Source organism: Bradyrhizobium sp. STM 3566 (assembly GCF_045571445.1).
Taxonomy (GTDB): domain Bacteria; phylum Pseudomonadota; class Alphaproteobacteria; order Rhizobiales; family Xanthobacteraceae; genus Bradyrhizobium; species Bradyrhizobium vignae.
The window spans coordinates 6,894,463-6,910,285 of sequence record NZ_CP120692.1 but is presented as its reverse complement, the minus strand read 5'-3'; the positions used below and the strand labels follow the sequence as shown (position 1 = coordinate 6,910,285).

Annotated in this window: 20 protein-coding genes and 1 pseudogene; 11 read left to right on the top strand and 10 right to left on the bottom strand. The window is 65.0% G+C overall.

Annotated features, from left to right (window positions below; all coding sequences use genetic code 11):
- Positions 1 to 88: 88 nt before the first annotated feature.
- Positions 89 to 478, top strand: a complete 390-nt coding sequence (locus P6U27_RS32815; RefSeq protein ID WP_174221651.1) for a DUF1330 domain-containing protein — start codon at positions 89 to 91, stop codon at positions 476 to 478.
- 91 nt (positions 479 to 569) lie between these two features.
- On the opposite strand, the gene P6U27_RS32810 is transcribed toward P6U27_RS32815, so the two are convergent.
- Positions 570 to 1,502 carry a DMT family transporter gene (locus P6U27_RS32810; protein ID WP_129144626.1) on the bottom strand — a complete coding sequence of 311 codons (933 nt, stop codon included), beginning with the start codon at positions 1,500 to 1,502 and terminating at the stop codon, positions 570 to 572.
- Positions 1,503 to 1,635: 133 nt separating this feature from the next.
- Between P6U27_RS32810 and P6U27_RS32805 the strand changes: the two genes are divergently transcribed.
- The 3 genes from P6U27_RS32805 to P6U27_RS32795 all read left to right on the top strand — a co-directional run bounded on the left by P6U27_RS32805 (position 1,636) and on the right by P6U27_RS32795 (position 4,863).
- The gene (locus tag P6U27_RS32805; protein ID WP_160118923.1) at positions 1,636 to 1,773 is read left to right on the top strand and encodes a hypothetical protein; all 138 of its coding nucleotides are present in this window, start codon (positions 1,636 to 1,638) and stop codon (positions 1,771 to 1,773) included.
- A 155-nt stretch (positions 1,774 to 1,928) separates the two neighbouring features.
- Positions 1,929 to 3,221 carry an adenylosuccinate synthase gene (locus P6U27_RS32800; RefSeq protein ID WP_122405567.1) on the top strand — a complete coding sequence of 431 codons (1,293 nt, stop codon included), beginning with the start codon at positions 1,929 to 1,931 and terminating at the stop codon, positions 3,219 to 3,221.
- Between the two features lie 37 nt (positions 3,222 to 3,258).
- Positions 3,259 to 4,863, top strand: coding sequence for a hypothetical protein (locus P6U27_RS32795; RefSeq protein WP_129144627.1), 1,605 nt, complete (start codon positions 3,259 to 3,261; stop codon positions 4,861 to 4,863).
- Between the two features lie 73 nt (positions 4,864 to 4,936).
- Here P6U27_RS32795 and P6U27_RS32790 read toward each other — a convergent pair whose 3' ends face one another.
- From P6U27_RS32790 to P6U27_RS32780, 3 genes are all read right to left on the bottom strand, one after another.
- Positions 4,937 to 5,209, bottom strand: coding sequence for a hypothetical protein (locus P6U27_RS32790; RefSeq protein WP_312016176.1), 273 nt, complete (start codon positions 5,207 to 5,209; stop codon positions 4,937 to 4,939).
- Between the two features lie 246 nt (positions 5,210 to 5,455).
- Positions 5,456 to 5,662: a hypothetical protein gene (locus P6U27_RS32785; protein ID WP_162500441.1), complete on the bottom strand. Its 207-nt coding sequence runs from the start codon at positions 5,660 to 5,662 to the stop codon at positions 5,456 to 5,458.
- A 38-nt stretch (positions 5,663 to 5,700) separates the two neighbouring features.
- Positions 5,701 to 5,943 (bottom strand): cysteine rich repeat-containing protein, encoded by a 243-nt coding sequence (locus P6U27_RS32780; RefSeq protein WP_162500440.1) that lies wholly within the window; start codon positions 5,941 to 5,943, stop codon positions 5,701 to 5,703.
- A gap of 145 nt (positions 5,944 to 6,088) precedes the next feature.
- On the opposite strand from P6U27_RS32780, the gene P6U27_RS32775 reads away from it, so the two are divergent.
- The gene (locus P6U27_RS32775) at positions 6,089 to 6,514 is read left to right on the top strand and encodes a DUF5413 family protein (RefSeq protein WP_122405563.1); all 426 of its coding nucleotides are present in this window, start codon (positions 6,089 to 6,091) and stop codon (positions 6,512 to 6,514) included.
- A 58-nt stretch (positions 6,515 to 6,572) separates the two neighbouring features.
- On the top strand, positions 6,573 to 7,115 hold the full coding sequence (locus P6U27_RS32770) for a DUF4112 domain-containing protein (protein WP_129144628.1): 543 nt from the start codon (positions 6,573 to 6,575) through the stop codon (positions 7,113 to 7,115).
- Between the two features lie 196 nt (positions 7,116 to 7,311).
- Here P6U27_RS32770 and P6U27_RS32765 read toward each other — a convergent pair whose 3' ends face one another.
- The 4 genes from P6U27_RS32765 to msrA all read right to left on the bottom strand — a co-directional run bounded on the left by P6U27_RS32765 (position 7,312) and on the right by msrA (position 9,244).
- The gene (locus P6U27_RS32765) at positions 7,312 to 7,605 is read right to left on the bottom strand and encodes a hypothetical protein (protein WP_174221610.1); all 294 of its coding nucleotides are present in this window, start codon (positions 7,603 to 7,605) and stop codon (positions 7,312 to 7,314) included.
- Between the two features lie 213 nt (positions 7,606 to 7,818).
- Positions 7,819 to 7,983 carry a DUF3309 family protein gene (locus P6U27_RS32760; protein ID WP_162500439.1) on the bottom strand — a complete coding sequence of 55 codons (165 nt, stop codon included), beginning with the start codon at positions 7,981 to 7,983 and terminating at the stop codon, positions 7,819 to 7,821.
- A gap of 107 nt (positions 7,984 to 8,090) precedes the next feature.
- On the bottom strand, positions 8,091 to 8,510 hold the full coding sequence (gene msrB, locus P6U27_RS32755; RefSeq protein ID WP_122405559.1) for a peptide-methionine (R)-S-oxide reductase MsrB: 420 nt from the start codon (positions 8,508 to 8,510) through the stop codon (positions 8,091 to 8,093).
- 29 nt (positions 8,511 to 8,539) lie between these two features.
- Positions 8,540 to 9,244 carry a peptide-methionine (S)-S-oxide reductase MsrA gene (gene msrA, locus P6U27_RS32750; RefSeq protein WP_122405558.1) on the bottom strand — a complete coding sequence of 235 codons (705 nt, stop codon included), beginning with the start codon at positions 9,242 to 9,244 and terminating at the stop codon, positions 8,540 to 8,542.
- Between the two features lie 150 nt (positions 9,245 to 9,394).
- Between msrA and P6U27_RS32745 the strand changes: the two are divergent.
- Positions 9,395 to 9,508, top strand: a pseudogene (locus tag P6U27_RS32745) (tetratricopeptide repeat protein); the annotation flags it as partial.
- Positions 9,509 to 9,559: 51 nt separating this feature from the next.
- On the opposite strand, the gene P6U27_RS32740 reads toward P6U27_RS32745, so the two are convergent.
- A complete protein-coding gene (locus P6U27_RS32740; protein WP_162500438.1) occupies positions 9,560 to 10,675 on the bottom strand; it encodes an ATP-dependent RecD-like DNA helicase in 1,116 nt (371 codons plus the stop codon).
- A gap of 378 nt (positions 10,676 to 11,053) precedes the next feature.
- Between P6U27_RS32740 and P6U27_RS32735 the strand changes: the two genes are divergently transcribed.
- From P6U27_RS32735 to P6U27_RS32720, 4 genes are all read left to right on the top strand, one after another.
- On the top strand, positions 11,054 to 12,259 hold the full coding sequence (locus P6U27_RS32735; protein ID WP_407193362.1) for an LLM class flavin-dependent oxidoreductase: 1,206 nt from the start codon (positions 11,054 to 11,056) through the stop codon (positions 12,257 to 12,259).
- Positions 12,260 to 12,474: 215 nt separating this feature from the next.
- On the top strand, positions 12,475 to 12,969 hold the full coding sequence (locus P6U27_RS32730) for a septal ring lytic transglycosylase RlpA family protein (RefSeq protein ID WP_407193361.1): 495 nt from the start codon (positions 12,475 to 12,477) through the stop codon (positions 12,967 to 12,969).
- Between the two features lie 141 nt (positions 12,970 to 13,110).
- Positions 13,111 to 13,893, top strand: coding sequence for a helix-turn-helix transcriptional regulator (locus P6U27_RS32725; RefSeq protein ID WP_407193360.1), 783 nt, complete (start codon positions 13,111 to 13,113; stop codon positions 13,891 to 13,893).
- Positions 13,894 to 14,011: 118 nt separating this feature from the next.
- Positions 14,012 to 14,872, top strand: coding sequence for a L,D-transpeptidase (locus tag P6U27_RS32720; RefSeq protein WP_162500436.1), 861 nt, complete (start codon positions 14,012 to 14,014; stop codon positions 14,870 to 14,872).
- 133 nt (positions 14,873 to 15,005) lie between these two features.
- Here P6U27_RS32720 and P6U27_RS32715 read toward each other — a convergent pair whose 3' ends face one another.
- The gene (locus P6U27_RS32715; RefSeq protein WP_245509576.1) at positions 15,006 to 15,818 is read right to left on the bottom strand and encodes a hypothetical protein; all 813 of its coding nucleotides are present in this window, start codon (positions 15,816 to 15,818) and stop codon (positions 15,006 to 15,008) included.
- Positions 15,819 to 15,823: the final 5 nt, after the last annotated feature.

Sequence of the window (15,823 nt, the reverse complement as noted above, 5' to 3'; positions counted from 1 at the left end):
TTGCGCCGGATCGCCGAGATGACACAAGTCACAGGGCCGCAATGCTACAATGCGCGCATGAGCTGAGGAGGTGCCGTTGGCGGTTAATATGTTGAACATCGAGGGCCTGGAGAAGCTCGAACCGAATGCGCCGGTGGTGATGCTGAACCTGATGCGCTTCCACGCGCGCTCGCGCGACGGCGATGGGTCCGGATGGGACGCGTATCTGCGCTACAGCGCGATCACGGTGCCGATGATCAGGGCGCGCGGCGGCACTCTGCTTTGGACCGGTGAAGCGAAGGCGGTCGCGCTCGGCCCGCATCAGGGTAACCAGTGGGACTTCGTCGCGCTGGTCTATTACCCGTCCGTCGCGGCCTTTCTCGACATGATGACGTCGGAAGCCTACGAGCGTGAAGCCGATCCCCATCGCGTCAACGCCTGCGCCGAGCACGTCATCATCGCGACAAGTGAAGCGTACAGCAAGTTCAGGCCCAAATAGGCATACCTGTCACGCGGCGTGCACTTTTCCCCTCTCCCACAACAAGGACAACAAGGGGGAAGGAAGTGCAGAGCCGCGCTCCTGGTGGCGCCTACGCCGCCTGCTTCCTCGAGGCCGCGAACACGCCCGCCAGCACCAGCGCGAAGCCGATGAAGTGGAACGCCTGCGGGTGTTCGCCCAGAAATGCCATCGCCATGATCGAACCGAACACCGGCACGACGTGGAAGAACGGCGCGGCGCGATTGGCGCCGATCAGCCGCACGCCGCGATTGAAGCAGAGATAGGCGAGCGCCGAGGGGAAAACGGCGACGTAGAACAGGGTCAAGAGGTTCGGCCCGTCGAGCTTCATGACCGGACGCGCGGACAGTTCCCAGATCTCCAGCGGAACGAGACAGGCGGCGCCGCAGCCGAAGGTGAAGGCGAGGAACGAGAGGCCGTGCATCGGCGGCCGCTTCAGTGACAGCACCGAATAGAGCGCGAAGATCAGGAGCGCGAGGAGGAAGATCAGGTCGCCCTTGTTGAAGTCGATGCTCGACAGCGTGGTGAAATCGCCGTGCAGCAGGATGGTCAGCACGCCGCACATCGACAGCAGCACGCCGAAAGCCTGTGCCGCGGTGAGCCGGATGCCGAGGATGACCAGCGACCACAGCGCCACCAGCAGTGGCGCGGCCGACTGCAGCAGCAGCGTGTTGAGCGCCTGGGTATGCTCCAGCGCCCAATATTGCAGCGTGTTGAAGGCGCCGATGCCGGTGATCGAGAGCGTGACCATCAGGCCGAGCTTGCCGCGGATGGCCGGCCAGTCCTGCACGAGGTGCTTCCAGGCGAACGGCAGCACCAGCAGGAAGGCGAAGAACCAGCGCAGGAACGACAGCGTGACCGGCGGAATGTGGCCGGCGGCGAGCCGCCCGACGATGGCGTTGCCGGCCCAGCACAGCGCCGTGATGCTGAGCAGCAGATAAGGCTGGTTGGCGACCCAGCTGTGGCCGGATGTTTCCGCGCTCGTGGTCTGGCCGGTGGCGGACATTGTGATGATGCGGGCCCCGCGTGGAGTACGCCGAGCCCTCCGGCCCGGCGGGATCCGGGCCGGCTGATCACCCGGCAGCATCCAAAGACACGGAAAACGAGGTTGCATCAACGGGGGCGGACGCATCGCGACCATGCTGGCGGCGGAGGCGGCCTCTCAGGCTTTGGTCGAAGCCAGCGCGCCGGCTGCGAAGGTTTCTGGATTTTTCGGCGATATCAAAGGCTTGGAGCGCGCGCTGGGCCCGAAAAAAGCCCCGTTCTTGCTTGCCTAGAGGGGCCGCTTCCTTTATCCGGTTGGGCAGCCTCGCGTGCGACCGGCCTCGGCCGGGAATTGGGCTGGGCGCAGGCATGATCCCGGAAGAGTGGGTCCCGGTTTTCCGTTCGGATCATGCCACTTACAGAGAAATCTTCGAAGGATTACCCGCGCATGGCCAATGTTGTCGTCGTCGGCGCCCAGTGGGGCGACGAAGGAAAGGGCAAGATCGTCGACTGGTTGTCGGAGCAGGCGGATATCGTCGTGCGCTTCCAGGGCGGTCATAACGCCGGCCACACGCTGGTGATCAACGGCAAGACCTACAAGCTCGCGCTCCTGCCCTCCGGCGTCCTGCGCGAGGGCAAGCTGTCGGTGATCGGCAATGGCGTCGTGTTCGATCCTGCCGCGTTCCTCGACGAGGTCACCAAGCTCAGGGCCCAGGGCGTGGCGGTCTCTCCGGACAATTTGCGCATCGCCGAGAACGTCACGCTGATCCTGCCGCTGCACCGCGAGCTCGATGCGCACCGCGAATCCGCCAGCGCCGCGACCGCGATCGGCACCACCCGCCGCGGCATTGGCCCGGCCTATGAAGACAAGGTCGGCCGCCGCGCCATCCGCCTGATGGATCTCGCCGACCTCGATACGCTCCCGCACAAGATCGACCGGCTCCTGGCTCACCACAATGCACTGCGCCGTGGCCTCAATCTGCCGGAGTTCGACGGCAAGGAGATCCTGAAGGAGCTGACCGCGCTTGCGCCGCAGCTGCTGCCCTATGCCGAGACGGTGTGGCGGCTGCTCGACATCGAGAGGCGCGCCGGCAAACGCATGCTGTTCGAGGGCGCGCAAGGCGCGCTGCTCGATGTCGATCACGGCACCTATCCTTACGTCACCTCGTCCAACACGGTGGCGGCGCAGGCCGCGACCGGCGCCGGCCTCGGGCCTGGCGCGGTCGGCTACGTGCTCGGCCTGTGCAAGGCCTATACGACCCGCGTCGGCCAGGGCCCGTTCCCGACCGAGCAGGACAACGACATCGGCCGTAAGATCGGCGAGCGCGGCCGCGAGTTCGGAACCAATACCGGCCGTCCGCGCCGCTGCGGCTGGTTCGACGCCGTGCTGGTCCGCCAGGCGGTCCGGACCTGCGGCATCAATGGCCTCGCGCTGACCAAGCTCGACATCCTCGACGGCTTCGATTCGATCGAGGTCTGTACCGGCTACAAGCTCGACGGCAAGGAGATCGACCATTTCCCGGCCGGCGAGGGCGCGCAAAGCCGGGTCGAGCCGATCTACGAGACCATCGAGGGCTGGAAGGAGCCGACCGCCAGTGCGCGGTCCTGGGCCGACCTCCCGGCCCAGGCCATCAAATATGTCCGGCGGATCGAGGAATTGGTTGGGTGCCCGGTCGCGCTGCTTTCCACCAGCCCCGAACGCGAAGATACTATCCTGGTGCAAAATCCGTTTGAGGCTTAACGATATCTTACCGGGACGCGCGTATAGTTGAGTAGAAATGGCTGATTACTACCCGCTGATCGCCCGCGCTATTGCCGCCCTGGACCCCAACGCTCCCGGCGAAAGCCGTCGCGCGCTCTATGAACGGGCGCGCACGGCCCTGATCGCCCAGCTGCGCAGCGTGCAGCCGCCGCTTTCCGAATCCGAGATCACGCGCGAACGGCTGTCGCTGGAAGAGGCCGTCCGCAAGGTCGAATCGGAGGCCGCCCAGCGTGCCCGCGAGGCCTCGCGCCCAGGTGGGGCAGGTGGGGCAGGTGGGGCGGGGCGCCCTGGCGGCAGTGGCGATGCCTTCCGCCGCGCCAGCACCCGTGCCACCGAGGGCAACCCGGCTGCGGCTCCGCCGCGCACGCGTCCGGCCCCGACGCCGCCGCGGGCCGACCGCCCGTCCTTCAACGTCGATGATCAGGGGGAGGCCCCGCGTCCGCCGCGCGCTCCCCGTTTCGACGCCCCGCGCCAGGGAGGACCCGCCGCCCCGCCGCCGACGCCGGAGCCGCCGGCCGGGCGCGATCGCCAAGGTGCGCGCCGTCCGCCCGACGCGGGACCGCCACCGCCGCTGCCGCCGTCGCCCGGCGTGCGCGGCTTCCGCGACATCACGGCCGATGCCAATGATCTCGGCGGCGCTGCCGCGCAGGCCAGCCGCGCCGCGCGGCGCACCTATGCCAACGTGCCCTCGCCCTCGCCGGAATTCGACCGGCTGGAGCCGAGCCTGGAAAACCGCGCCGGCGAGTCCGAGGCGCCCTATTCCTACGACGAATCGATCGAGGAGGCCGAGCGCTACGCGCCGCCGTCGCCGCGTCCGCGTATCGCGCCCGACCGCGACGCCAAGAAGCGCGCCCGCACCCGCTCGGGCTTTCCGTTCAAGAGCGCGATCGCCGTCGGCATCGTGCTGATTCTGGTCGGGGCCGGCATTCTCTGGGGCAAGCAGCTGGTGCAGACCGCCACCAATCTGTTCAAGCCGTCGGCGACGCAGGTGGTGGAGGCGCCAAAGGATGCCTCGCAGCCGCAGAGCAAGCCAAAGATTCCCGATCGCGTCGGCCAGCCCAGCGACCAGCCGGTCGCACCGGTGGCGCAGAGGGCCGTGCTCTATGACGCGGATCCGTCCGACCCGAAGGGCAAGCAGTATGTCGGCTCGGTGGTGTGGCGGCTCGAGCCGATCAAGGCCTCCGGCAACCAGAAGGCCGACGTTGCCGTGCGCGCCGACATCGAGATCCCCGACCGCAAGTTCAAGATGACGATGTCGTTCCGCCGCAACACCGACTCCTCGCTGCCGGCGAGCCACACCGCGGAGCTGACCTTCATCCTGCCGCAGGATTTTCCCGGCGGCAGCGTCTCCAACGTGCCGGGCATCCTGATGAAGTCGAACGAGCAGGCGCGCGGCACGCCTCTCGCTGGCCTCGCGGTCAAGGTCACCGACGGCTTCTTCCTGGTCGGCCTCTCCAACGTCGACGCCGACCGCAGCCGCAACGTGCAGCTCCTGAAGGAGCGCTCCTGGTTCGACGTGCCCTTGGTCTACGCCGACCAGCGCCGCGCCATCATCGCCATCGAGAAGGGCGCCCCCGGCGAGCGCGCCTTCAACGACGCCTTCGCCCAGTGGGGCGACTGAACTCTTCACCTCTCACTACGGGAGAGGTGAAGCGAGTCCTCTCGCGACGATCATTCAACCAAGGTTGAGCCGGCTACTGCGCCGCGGCTTCCCGCTTGCGCGCTGCTGCGGCGGCTGCGTGCTCGCGGTCCATCACGGCGCGGCAGCCGGGGCTGACATGGGCCTTGTTCCTGACCATGCAGGCGGTGATCCGCGGGATGTCGGGAATCTCGCTGGAGCACAGCCGCATGGCGTCAGCCGAGCACATCTGCTGGGCTTCCTGCGAGAAGGCGAGACTGGGTGATGTCTGGAGTGCGAAGGTGCTGGCGAGTGCGAACAGCGAAGCGATGGTCTGATAGCGTGTCATGAAGGATGGTCCCCGAGTTCCCCTGGGCTTGAGCCGCTTGGTTTTGGGGCGCCGCACGCGGCTTGATCTGCCGCACGTCACAGCCTTCACGCCGGGATCTTGATCCCGCATGTGGTCGCTCGATTACTTGATGTTCGAATCGAAAGTGCTACGCCGCCCGAGCGAAGTATGCGCCATTGTCACGGACCTGCAATGGTCAGCGCAAAGGAATTCGCAATTGTTGCGCGCGAGTCACGTCGCGCGCGATCAGATCTGTTCCGCATCGATCCCGCCGAGAGCGGCGGCGTGTTCCTCGATGGCGGTGACGCCCTTGGCCGTGAGCTCGAACAGATCGCCGTCCTTCATCACGTAGCCCTCGGCGATAAGCTGCCCCACCATGCCCTGCCGGTCGTCGGCAAACGCAACGGATTGGCTGATGTCCCGCAGGATCGAGAGTTGTTCGTCGCGCAACATGGCTTCACACTCCGTTCGCGGGGGATGGGGTTCGGTCCTCACATGCCGTGGCTCTGAAAGACCTTGCTGCAAGCGCGCGACAATTTGGATCGGTTGGCTTGCAGGCAGCTCTGCACCGCGCCGTCATTGCCGAGATCCTTGCGGCAGAAGCGCGAGGCGTCCCGCGAGCAGGCCTTCTGCTCCTGCGGCGTGCCCATATGGTCTTGCGCAAGAGCGGGCACGTCGGACAGGCCGCTCAAGGCTGCCAGCGCGATCGTCGCCAGGAGAAGTTTGCGGGCCATCGGCCCCTCCAATCCGCCAGGGAAAATTCTGGTCCTGTCTGAACTCGTCGTCCTGCCACTTGTTCCCCTAGGCCGCGCCCGCGCCCCGGCTGTTCAAGGTTCCCGCGGCGCTGTTATAACGCTGGCGAAGTGTGAGGGTTGTTGGATGAAACGCTATCTGGTGTTTGCCCTGGTTGGCCCGTTCGTCGGCGGGTTCCTGCTGCTGCTGACGACGACCTACCAGTCCGGCTATTGGGCCCAGACCAGTCTCGGCGAGGTCGGCAAGCTGTTCGTCGTGTTTTTCAAGACCCTGCAATACAGCTATCTGTTCGGCTTCCTGCCCTCACTGATGATCGGCGCGGTCGACGACATCCTGATCCACATTCGCCGGATCGGCCCGGGTTTGCGGATGCTCCTGGTCGGCCTGTTCGCCTTCGCTCTGGCCTCGCTCACCTACAGCTCGCGCGGACCGGATTCGGGCGCGGTGCAGTTCATCCTGTATGGCCTCGTCGGGTTCGTGCCGGCGGTGATGTCGTCCTGGCTCGTGCATCGCTATATCGAGGAGCCGCGAGCGGCGGCGGCGTCGACCTGATGCGCCGCGTCAGGTCGCGGCAGCAACCTCCGCCGCGCTGGCGCGTTCACCGAAAGCCATGATCATGTCCGAGGACGACATCCTTGCTCCGCGCAAATCCCGTACGGGCAGCAGCTCGCGCGCGACCTTTTCTCGCCATGAGGCGCGCGGGCCGATCATCGACCAGGAGGGCCACGAGATCAGGCCGGAAAGCCTGGAGCAGGGGTTTCGCGAGTTTCGCTTCGAATTCGGGCAAGCGAGCCCGTTCGGCAATCTGACACGCGAGCAGCGGATCGCGCGTTTCGAGGCGATCGCAAAGCTGCTCGACGTCGCCTTCATCCTGCCCGGCACCAACATCCGCTACGGCATCGACGGGCTGATCGGACTGATCCCCGTCGTCGGCGACATCATCACCACCGCGATCTCGCTGTGGCTCGTGCGCGAGGCCCGCGCGCTGGGAGCGCCCTGGTACATCACCGCGCGCATGCTCGGCAATGTCGCGGTCGACGGCGTGGTCGGCCTGGTCCCGTTCGCGGGCGATGCCTTCGACGTGATGTTCCGAGCCAACATGCGCAACGTCCGTCTCTTGCGCCGCTGGCTGGAGAAGCAGCCGCGGATGTAGCGTCTCTCTAGTTCCTCTGCCTTGCTCTCGTGTCCCGGACGCAGCGCAGCGCTCCTTCAGCGCTGCGCTGCGTCCGGGGCACGAGAGTCGTCGCCTCGCTTCCACAAGCGGGAGAGGGAGAACCCAAAACGCAAAAGGCGCGATGACCTCTCGGTCACCGCGCCTTTTGCGCACATCGAAGGTTTTTACGAAAAGCTTACGCCGCGTCGGCGTCAGTCTCCGCAGCCGGAGCCGGCTTGGGCCGACGGGGCAGCGGGAAGGCATCGCTCTCGTACAGCGAGCGAATGCCGTTCTGGTCGAAGCGCGCTTCCTCGACCTGGAGATAGGCGCCGTTCAGCGAGTCCGTCGGCAACTGCTCCATCGCGAACTGCACGGCCTCGGCCGCAGTGCCGAACCGCCGATAGGTGAAGCCTGCACGCTTCTTCTTGCGGATCGCGGCGGGGAAGAGTTCGGCGGAGGTGTTGAAGTTGAACGGACGCATTGGACGCATGGTCAAAGACCTCGTGATCTTCTCTGGGGCTTTAAGCGCGTGGGGTTTGGGGAGGGCAGGGGCCGCAATCGAGCGGGCCCGCCGCATGTCATTTTCGCCCACTAATATAAGCCGATTTGACAGAAATGCGACCCCCGCGATGCGAGATGATGAATCCACGCATGGCAGCTCCGCAGCCGGAATAAATCGAGTAATATCAATGTGTTAAATGGTTTAAATCTTGCCAAGAAGCAGTAGCACGATCAGCACCACGAGAACGACCCCGCCGATGCCCATGCCGGAATGGCCGAGGCCATAGCCGTAGCCGCCGAACCGGCCGGACAGGCCGCCGACCAGATAGATGATCACCAGGATGATCAGGATGGTCCCAAGCGTCATGGCATCCTCCCTGGCAGTCGCCGAGATGCGATGATCGGCCGCACCGCCAGAGGAGAAAAGCACATCACGCCGCCGGGTTCCACGGGGGAACCCGGCGCGCGCGGCGTTTATTTCGGCTCCAGCTTCAGCGCCGCCGAGTTGATGCAGTAGCGCAGACCGGTCGGCCCGGGGCCGTCGGGAAAGACGTGGCCGAGATGACCGCTGCATTTGGAGCAGAGCACTTCGGTGCGGATCATGCCGTGACTCGTATCCCGTTCCTCGTCGATATGGCTCTCGACCGCGGGCTGGGTGAAGCTCGGCCAGCCACAACCGGAATCGAACTTGGCGTCGGATTCGAACAGCACATTGCCGCAGCCGGCGCAGACGTAGGTGCCGGCACGCTCTTCGTGCTCATATTCGCCGGAGAAGGGACGCTCGGTCGCCTTCTCGCGCAGCACGGCGTATTGCATCGGCGTCAATTCGCGCCGCCACTGCTCTTCGCTCTTGATGACCTTGTCGTCGGTGGTTTTCGTCTTGGTGTCGGGCATGGGTCTCCCGTTTTCTGGTGATCTCGCGATCAGTTGGTGGCCTTGCTGGCATTCACCAGCGTCGGCTTCTCAATGTAATTGTCCGCGAACAGCTTTTTCAGGTTCTCGACCTTCGGGATGTCGTTGTAGGCGATATAGGGCTGGTTCGGGTGCAGCGTCAGATAGTCCTGGTGGTAAGCCTCCGCCGGATAGAATGCCTCGAGCGCGCCGATCTTGGTCACGATCGGCTTGTTGAAGACCTTCGCACTGTTGAGCTGCGCGATATAGGCCTCCGCCACCTTCTTCTGCTCGTCGGAAGTGGTGAAGATCGCGGAGCGATATTGCGGGCCGACGTCAGGGCCCTGGCGATTGAGCTGGGTCGGGTCGTGCACCACCGAGAAGTAGATCTGGAGGATCTTGCCGTAGGAGATCTTCTTCGGGTCGTACTTGATCTCGACCGACTCGGCGTGGCCGGTGCGGCCGCTCGAGACCGTCTGGTAATCGGCGGTCGCCTTGGTGCCGCCGGCATAGCCGGAGACGGCGTTGACGACGCCTGCGGTGTGCTGGAAGACGCCTTGCACGCCCCAGAAGCAGCCGCCGGCGAGCACGGCGGTCTGGATGCCGCTCGCGGGCGCCGCGTCCACGGCGGGGGCGGGGATCACGACCGCATCCTCCGCGGCCCGGGACGGCATGGTGAAAGCCAGCGTCAGGGCGGTGGTTGCGGCGAGCAGGGAGGCGAGTGCGGTTCGGCGCATGGCAATCCTCTTTCGGAAGGGCTGACAGTCTAGGGCGGTCGCGACCGGGCGAACAGTCTGCCCGGGGGGGTGTTTTCGCATCATCCGAGATACGGGCACCGCCGGTGATTGTTACGGCGGGGTGGACACGAGGCCGTGAAGACCGGCGCCTGGACCAATCGCGCCCGCGCGCGAACGCTGATGAAGGATTTCGACGGTGCAATCGCGGATTTCGCCGAGGCCGAGAAGATCGATCCGTCCGCGCCGCAGATCGCCGGCAACCGCTGAGTCACCTACGGCATGATGCGTAAATTCGACCAGGCCCTCGCAGCGGTTCTAAACTACGATGCTCAGCCTTTTCGCCGCCCGCGTGATCCCCGTGTACAGCCACCGCGCCCTGGACTCCTGAAACGCAAAGCTCTCATCGAACAGCACGACGTCGTCCCATTGCGAGCCCTGCGATTTGTGCACGGTCAGCACGTAGCCGTAGTCGAACTCGTCGTAGGGCTTGCGCTGCTCCCAGGCGATCTGCTCGATGCCGCCCTCGAAGCAATCGGCGCGCACCGAGACTTTCGTCACCTTGTGGCCGAAATCCTCGTCCGGCGACAGCCGCATGGAGAGGATGCGCGACTTCGAGCGCGAGGTGTTGCGCGACTTGACGCGCCACAGGCCGCCGTTGAACAGGCCTTTCTTGCGGTTGTTGCGCAGGCACACCAGCTTGTCGCCCGCGACTGGAAACTGGTCCTCGATGTTCTGGCGCTGGCGGACCCGCATGTTGTAGGCGCGTCGGGTGTTGTTGCGGCCGACCAGGATCTGGTCGGCGCCCATGACGCGGTCGGGGTCGAGCTCCTTGCGCGAGACGACCTCGCTCTCGCCATAGCGGCCGATGTCGAGCTCGCGTCCCTCGCGCACGTCCATCGACATCCGCACGATCGGATCGTCCTGAGCCTGGCGGTGCACCTCGGTCAGCATCGCGTCGGGCTCCGAATTGGTGAAGAAGCCGCCGCCCTGGATCGGCGGCAGCTGCGCGGGATCGCCCAGCACCAGGAGGGGACAGTCGAACGACATCAGGTCGCGCCCCAGTTCGGCGTCGACCATCGAGCATTCGTCGATTACGATCAGCTTCGCCTTGGAGGCCGGCGCGTCGTCCCACAGCTCGAAGCTCGGCTGCTCCTCGCCGGATTCCCGGGCACGGTAGATCAGCGAGTGGATGGTGGAGGCGCCGTCGCAGCCCTTGTTGCGCATGACGAGCGCCGCCTTGCCGGTGAACGCGGCGAACTTCACCTCGCCATCGACGCCATCGGCGATGTGCCGCGCCAGCGTGGTCTTGCCGGTGCCGGCGAAGCCGAACAGGCGGAAGATCGGCGGCGTGCCGCCCCGGCCCGGCTTGGCCTTGAGCCAGTCGCCGACGGCCTTCAGAGCGGCATCCTGATGCGGGGTGAAAGTGGCCATGTCTGTCTTGATGAAGGGCGAAAGGCGGCGATTCGCAATCCTCAAAACTAACCATTCGTCGCGCCGGTTCAAGCGCAGGGCAGGCCGTTTCTCTGCGGTCCATCCTTCGAGACGCCCGCCTCTGGCGGGCCCTCCTGCGCGTCGTCCGGATGCATCAAGCACACGCCCTCGGGGAAAGCTCTGAACAACTCGGCCACGCGGCGTCACGGTGCCGGAATGTCAGTGCTCCAGCACGCGGCGGCCCGACAGCCAACAGGAAGAGTGCTGCTATGCCAGGCTCGGAATCGTTCTCCCGCGCGGCGAAATTGCAACGCCGTGGACAGCGCCGCCTCGCCTATTAAGATGACCTCAACGACAAGAATGCGGGAGAGCGACGCCATGAAGTTCGGCATCTTCTACGAGCTGCAATTGCCACGGCCCTGGGTGGCCGGCGACGAGCTCGCCCTCTACCAGAACGCGCTGTCGCAGATGGAGCTCGCCGACAAGCTCAGTTACGACCATGCCTGGGTGGTCGAGCATCACTTCCTCGAGGAATATTCGCATTCGCCTTCGCCGGAATCCTTCCTCGCCGCGGCGAGCCAGCGCACGCAGAAGATCAGGCTCGGCCACGGCATTCTCCAGCTCACCACCAATCACCCGGCGCGCGTCGCCGAGCGCGTTGCGGTGCTGGATCTGCTCAGCAACGGCCGCTGCGAGTTCGGCATGGGCGAGAGCGCATCCATTACCGAGCTCGAGCCGTTCGGCCGCGACATGGAGACCAAGAAGGAGGTGTTCGAGGAGGCGGTCGCCGCGATCTTTCCGATGTTCAAGGATGCCGGCAGCGAGCATCACGGCAAGTATTTCGACATCCCGTTGCGTAACGTCGTGCCGAAGCCGGTGCAGAAGCCGCACCCGCCGCTCTGGATGGCCTGCTCGCAGCTGCCGACCATCGAGCGCGCCGGCCGCCACGGCTTCGGCGCGCTCGGCTTCCAGTTCGTCAGCGCCGATGCCGCGCATGCCTGGGTGCACGCCTATTACAACGCGATGACCAAGCGGCTGCACAAGCTCGCCGACTACGAGCTCAATCCGAACATGGCGCTGGTCTCGTTCTTCATGTGCGCCAAGACGGACGAGGAGGCGCGCGCCCGCGCCGAGGGTGCCACCTTCTTCCAGTTCGCACTGCGCTTCTACGGCGCCGCGCAGAACCGCCAGCGTCCCGCGCCCTACACCGTCAACATGTGGGACGAGTACAACAAGTGGAAGCGCGACAACCCCGAGGCGCAGGAGGCGGCGCTGCGCGGCGGCCTGATCGGCTCGCCGGAGACCATCCGCAGGAAGCTGAAGCGCTTCCAGTCGTCGCATATCGACCAGGTGATCCTGCTCAACCAGGCCGGCAAGAACAGGCACGAGCACATCTGCGAATCGCTCGAGCTGTTCGGCCGCGAGGTGATGCCCGAGTTCCAGAACGATCCGGCGCAAGCGGCCTGGAAGCAAGGCGTGATGAGCGGCGAGATCAAGCTGGAAGAGATCGACACCCGGGCTTTTACGGATCGATACGGCAAGCTCGCGATCAATGTCGCCCCGGTGAACGCCGCGGCGGGCTAGGCTGTCCGTTAAGTCATGTTGCTGACGCAATCTCTGTCTTAGTCGGTGACAACTTAAAACACTGCGTGGGAACCGCCCTGGTTCGCACACCGGTTCCATAGCCAAGGGGTTGGCGCGAATCCGCAAAACATCGGCGCAAGCATCATGAACGCATTCGCGTTCGCTTGCCCGCGTTTGCGGGGCCGGGAACCGGACGACGAAAAATCACAGGAGTTATGATGACGTCCCGCTCGAGCGCCGCACTTTGCGGCGCCCTGGTTGCGCTTGCCGTGTCTGTTACCGTTGCTAGATGTGAAACGCGTGGGGTCCACTCAAACGCCGTCGCCGATGCCGCCTCCAGGGATGCGGTCGTCGGCGCTGCATCCATGTACAATCCATTCAAGCCGGGCAAGGAGGAGGGCGGACCGCGCACAGCCTCCGGCGAGCGTTATGATCCCTCTGCCTGGACGGCTGCGATCAAGACGAGCCTGCGAAAGAAATTTGGTGGGGTCCAATTTGGCGCGAGGCCGAAATATGCCCTCGTCGAGGCCGCAGGCAAGAAGGTGATCGTCAAGATCAATGACGTGGGTCCACTCAGGCCCGGCCGCATCATCGACTTCAACGAGCGCACGATGCGCCATTTCGATCCGAGCCTTGAGCGCGGAGTCATCAAGGACGTGAGAGTCAGCCCGCTCTCAGGGGGCGATTGGCCTTTGGGGCCGGTGGGCTGAACGTCGCACGCGGTTGAATGACAAGCCGAACTCGTCGCTTGAACTGCTCAGATGACGATCGGGGGGCTGAAAGGTCTCTGCCTTCCGCCGAAATCACCTTGCTGCTATCCTCCCGCAAAACAAGATCTTGCGGAGGAAACGATGCAATCTCAGGCGGTGCCCGCAAATCCGGTACCTGGCGATGTCACGTCCGCGGTGCTCGCCATCGGCCGGCCCGATTTCCCAAAAGTCCTGATCGACACGCTGCGCCGGCAGGCAGAGGTCGGTCACTGCATGGTGTTCGCGCTGAGCCGGGCCGGTGCCGCGCGCTGCCTGCTCGATGCCGGCAACATCCCGATCGGTGGCGATCTCGGGGCGGCCTATGCCGGCCAGTTCCACGAATCCGATCCCAACCGCGAGGCATTGTTCGAAGCCGAGGGCAGCGCGCCGATCGTGCTGCCTCAGTTCGCGCCGCGCATGTACGGCGCGCGTTACCGCAAGATCTTCTTCCAGGATTCCGGCATCGTCGACAAATGCGCGACCGCGATCTGGACCGGCGACACCTGCTTCTACGTCAATTTCTACCGCATCGCCGCGCAGGGACGTTTCAGTGCCGCGCAGCGTGAGCGGCTTGAGGCCATCGCGCCGGCGATCGCGGCAAGCGTCGCCCGCCATTTTCAGGAGGCGGCAACACCGGATCAGTCTCTCGCCGCACTGTTCGCGACCCGCCCGCCGCTCTCCGCTCTCACGCCGCGCGAGCAGGACGTCTGCCGCCGCATCCTCGCAGGCTTCAGCTCCGAAGCGATCTCGCAAGCGCTCCGCATCAGCCTGCATTCGACGCTGACCTACCGCAAGCGCGCCTATGAGCGGCTCGGTATCTCCTCGCAGAACGAGCTGTTCGCAATCGTGCTGCGGCTGCTCTCGGCGCCTCACGGCCTCAACTGAGTTGCCGAACTAGTTCGGCGTTAACCATCTCTGACGGTTCCGGCTTGGGCGATATCGCTTCGAAGTTTCTTAAATTTTGCTGGGTACCTCTTCCAGGCATGGTGACCTGGGGAAAGACATGAGCAAGCGGGCCAAACGCAGAAAGGCAGAGGCCCTCGCAATACCTATGGCCGCGAGAGTCGCAATCGGCGCCGTGGCTGTCGCCGCATTGGGGTACGGTCTGCTGTATCGCCCGGCGAGCGTGCAACCGGTCCGCAAGCCGTCCGCACAGGAAGCCAAGGCATCGTCAACTCCGGTTTACGTGGCACCTCCAGTTCATGCATCCGTGCCGGCTCCGGCACCGATTCCGGCCGCGGCGCCGCTGGTCGAACCACCAAAAGCCGACGCTGACGTTCCCGGAGCATTGGTTCGGCAGGTGGTCGACTACGCCAGTCACCAGGCGCCGGGCACCGTGATCATCGACACCGGAAACACGTTCCTCTATTTCGTCCTGAACGACAGGCAGGCAATGCGCTATGGCATCGGCGTCGGCCGCGAAGGTTTCACATGGTCCGGTGAGCAGACCGTGGCCCGTAAAGCCGAATGGCCGGATTGGCATCCGCCTGCGGAGATGGTCTCGCGTCAGCCTTATCTGCCGCGGTTCATGGCAGGCGGTCCCGGCAACCCGCTCGGCGCGCGCGCGATGTATCTGGGCGAGACCGAATATAGAATTCATGGCACCAACAAGCCCGATACGATCGGCAAGCGGGTTTCGTCCGGCTGTATCCGGTTGACCAACGAGGACGTCGTGGATCTCTATGAGCGGGTGAAGGTCGGAGCGAAAGTGATCGTGCTTCCGGCAAATGCTGCCCGCAGGCCGTCCCAGGGAGCGCCGGCCGACGCCGCCTCCCGATCGCCCGACCCGGCGTCGTCCAACCGGACCTCGGCAGCCAACGCGCAGATGCTGTCACCTGAACCGAAGATCGCCGAGGCCCGGTAACTCGGTCCTCCGTCTACGCGTAGGAAAGCGAAGGCAATCGCGACCGTAGCGAGCACGTCGACACGTACAGCGCTCGCGAAACGGTAAGCCGCGACTGGCGGGCTCACCCTGATCGCCTGGAATCGTTGGAGCTTCAACGCAGGCCCGGCAACGCGTCCCGGTGTGCGGCGTGGCTCACGATTGACGACAGCGGGAAGCCGAATGTCAGGCCGGCGCGAATTTCGTTCACTGGATGATGGTTCGTCAGTGCGTGACGGACGGCGATGTCGAAACTGAGATTGTCGCGAACCCGGTAGATCAAGCCGACCAGTCCCGATAGCGTCTCCGCCTTTCCGAACTCGTTTTCGTAGAAGACCTCGGCGACGGGCCGGACCGTCCAGGTCGACGGACCTTCGAGGATCGCACCGACGAAGACGTCGGCATGATGGTTTCGGGTCAGCACCGTCTCGACGTTCAAATGGATCGTTCCCCAGTCCCAGCGTTGCGAGACGATGCCGGCCAGGCTGGCACCGACGCCCGAATTGCCGGTGCTGTCGGGAAGCAGGACACCGAACTCCGTCGCAATGCTCGGCCCCGTCTTGTCCTGGAGGCTGCCGGGAACCACGACGTGCTTCAGGAATGCGCCCGCAGCCGTGAGGTTCGTTGCTCCAGGCGGCGAGAGCGGCGTCTGGCCGATCCCTTCGAGCACGGCCTCCCAATCCGCGGTCAGTCCATAGTTGATGACCGTGCCCGGCGCGATCAGGCTCGCCCCGCTCTCATCGCGCAGGCGTCCGGCAGGCTGCAGCTCGATTTCGACTTCGCCCTTCGCCGCGACCGCGGCATCGGTGCCGTCGAATGGACGATAGGCCAGCACGGGCCGGGACCATGCCACGAAGCACAACGCCGCGATGCAGCCCTTCACAAGCTCTTGCGGAATGCTCGCACAATGACGACGTCGCTTGGACATGGCGA

Bases quoted from the DNA above. Each gene is read 5' to 3' on its own strand.
- P6U27_RS32780 (WP_162500440.1), bottom strand. From the start codon at position 5,943: ATGGCCCGCAAACTTCTCCTGGCGACGATCGCGCTGGCAGCCTTGAGC.
- P6U27_RS32775 (WP_122405563.1), top strand. From the start codon at position 6,089: ATGAAACGCTATCTGGTGTTTGCCCTGGTTGGCCCGTTCGTCGGCGGG.
- P6U27_RS32765 (WP_174221610.1), bottom strand. From the start codon at position 7,605: ATGCGTCCAATGCGTCCGTTCAACTTCAACACCTCCGCCGAACTCTTC.
- msrB (WP_122405559.1), bottom strand. From the start codon at position 8,510: ATGCCCGACACCAAGACGAAAACCACCGACGACAAGGTCATCAAGAGC.
- P6U27_RS32770 (WP_129144628.1), top strand. From the start codon at position 6,573: ATGATCATGTCCGAGGACGACATCCTTGCTCCGCGCAAATCCCGTACG.
- P6U27_RS32720 (WP_162500436.1), top strand. From the start codon at position 14,012: ATGAGCAAGCGGGCCAAACGCAGAAAGGCAGAGGCCCTCGCAATACCT.
- P6U27_RS32740 (WP_162500438.1), bottom strand. From the start codon at position 10,675: ATGGCCACTTTCACCCCGCATCAGGATGCCGCTCTGAAGGCCGTCGGC.
- P6U27_RS32725 (WP_407193360.1), top strand. From the start codon at position 13,111: ATGCAATCTCAGGCGGTGCCCGCAAATCCGGTACCTGGCGATGTCACG.
- P6U27_RS32790 (WP_312016176.1), bottom strand. From the start codon at position 5,209: ATGACACGCTATCAGACCATCGCTTCGCTGTTCGCACTCGCCAGCACC.
- msrA (WP_122405558.1), bottom strand. From the start codon at position 9,244: ATGCGCCGAACCGCACTCGCCTCCCTGCTCGCCGCAACCACCGCCCTG.
- P6U27_RS32800 (WP_122405567.1), top strand. From the start codon at position 1,929: ATGGCCAATGTTGTCGTCGTCGGCGCCCAGTGGGGCGACGAAGGAAAG.
- P6U27_RS32810 (WP_129144626.1), bottom strand. From the start codon at position 1,502: ATGTCCGCCACCGGCCAGACCACGAGCGCGGAAACATCCGGCCACAGC.
- P6U27_RS32805 (WP_160118923.1), top strand. From the start codon at position 1,636: ATGCTGGCGGCGGAGGCGGCCTCTCAGGCTTTGGTCGAAGCCAGCGCG.
- P6U27_RS32760 (WP_162500439.1), bottom strand. From the start codon at position 7,983: ATGACGCTTGGGACCATCCTGATCATCCTGGTGATCATCTATCTGGTC.
- P6U27_RS32715 (WP_245509576.1), bottom strand. From the start codon at position 15,818: ATGTCCAAGCGACGTCGTCATTGTGCGAGCATTCCGCAAGAGCTTGTG.
- P6U27_RS32735 (WP_407193362.1), top strand. From the start codon at position 11,054: ATGAAGTTCGGCATCTTCTACGAGCTGCAATTGCCACGGCCCTGGGTG.
- P6U27_RS32815 (WP_174221651.1), top strand. From the start codon at position 89: ATGTTGAACATCGAGGGCCTGGAGAAGCTCGAACCGAATGCGCCGGTG.
- P6U27_RS32795 (WP_129144627.1), top strand. From the start codon at position 3,259: ATGGCTGATTACTACCCGCTGATCGCCCGCGCTATTGCCGCCCTGGAC.
- P6U27_RS32730 (WP_407193361.1), top strand. From the start codon at position 12,475: ATGATGACGTCCCGCTCGAGCGCCGCACTTTGCGGCGCCCTGGTTGCG.
- P6U27_RS32785 (WP_162500441.1), bottom strand. From the start codon at position 5,662: ATGTTGCGCGACGAACAACTCTCGATCCTGCGGGACATCAGCCAATCC.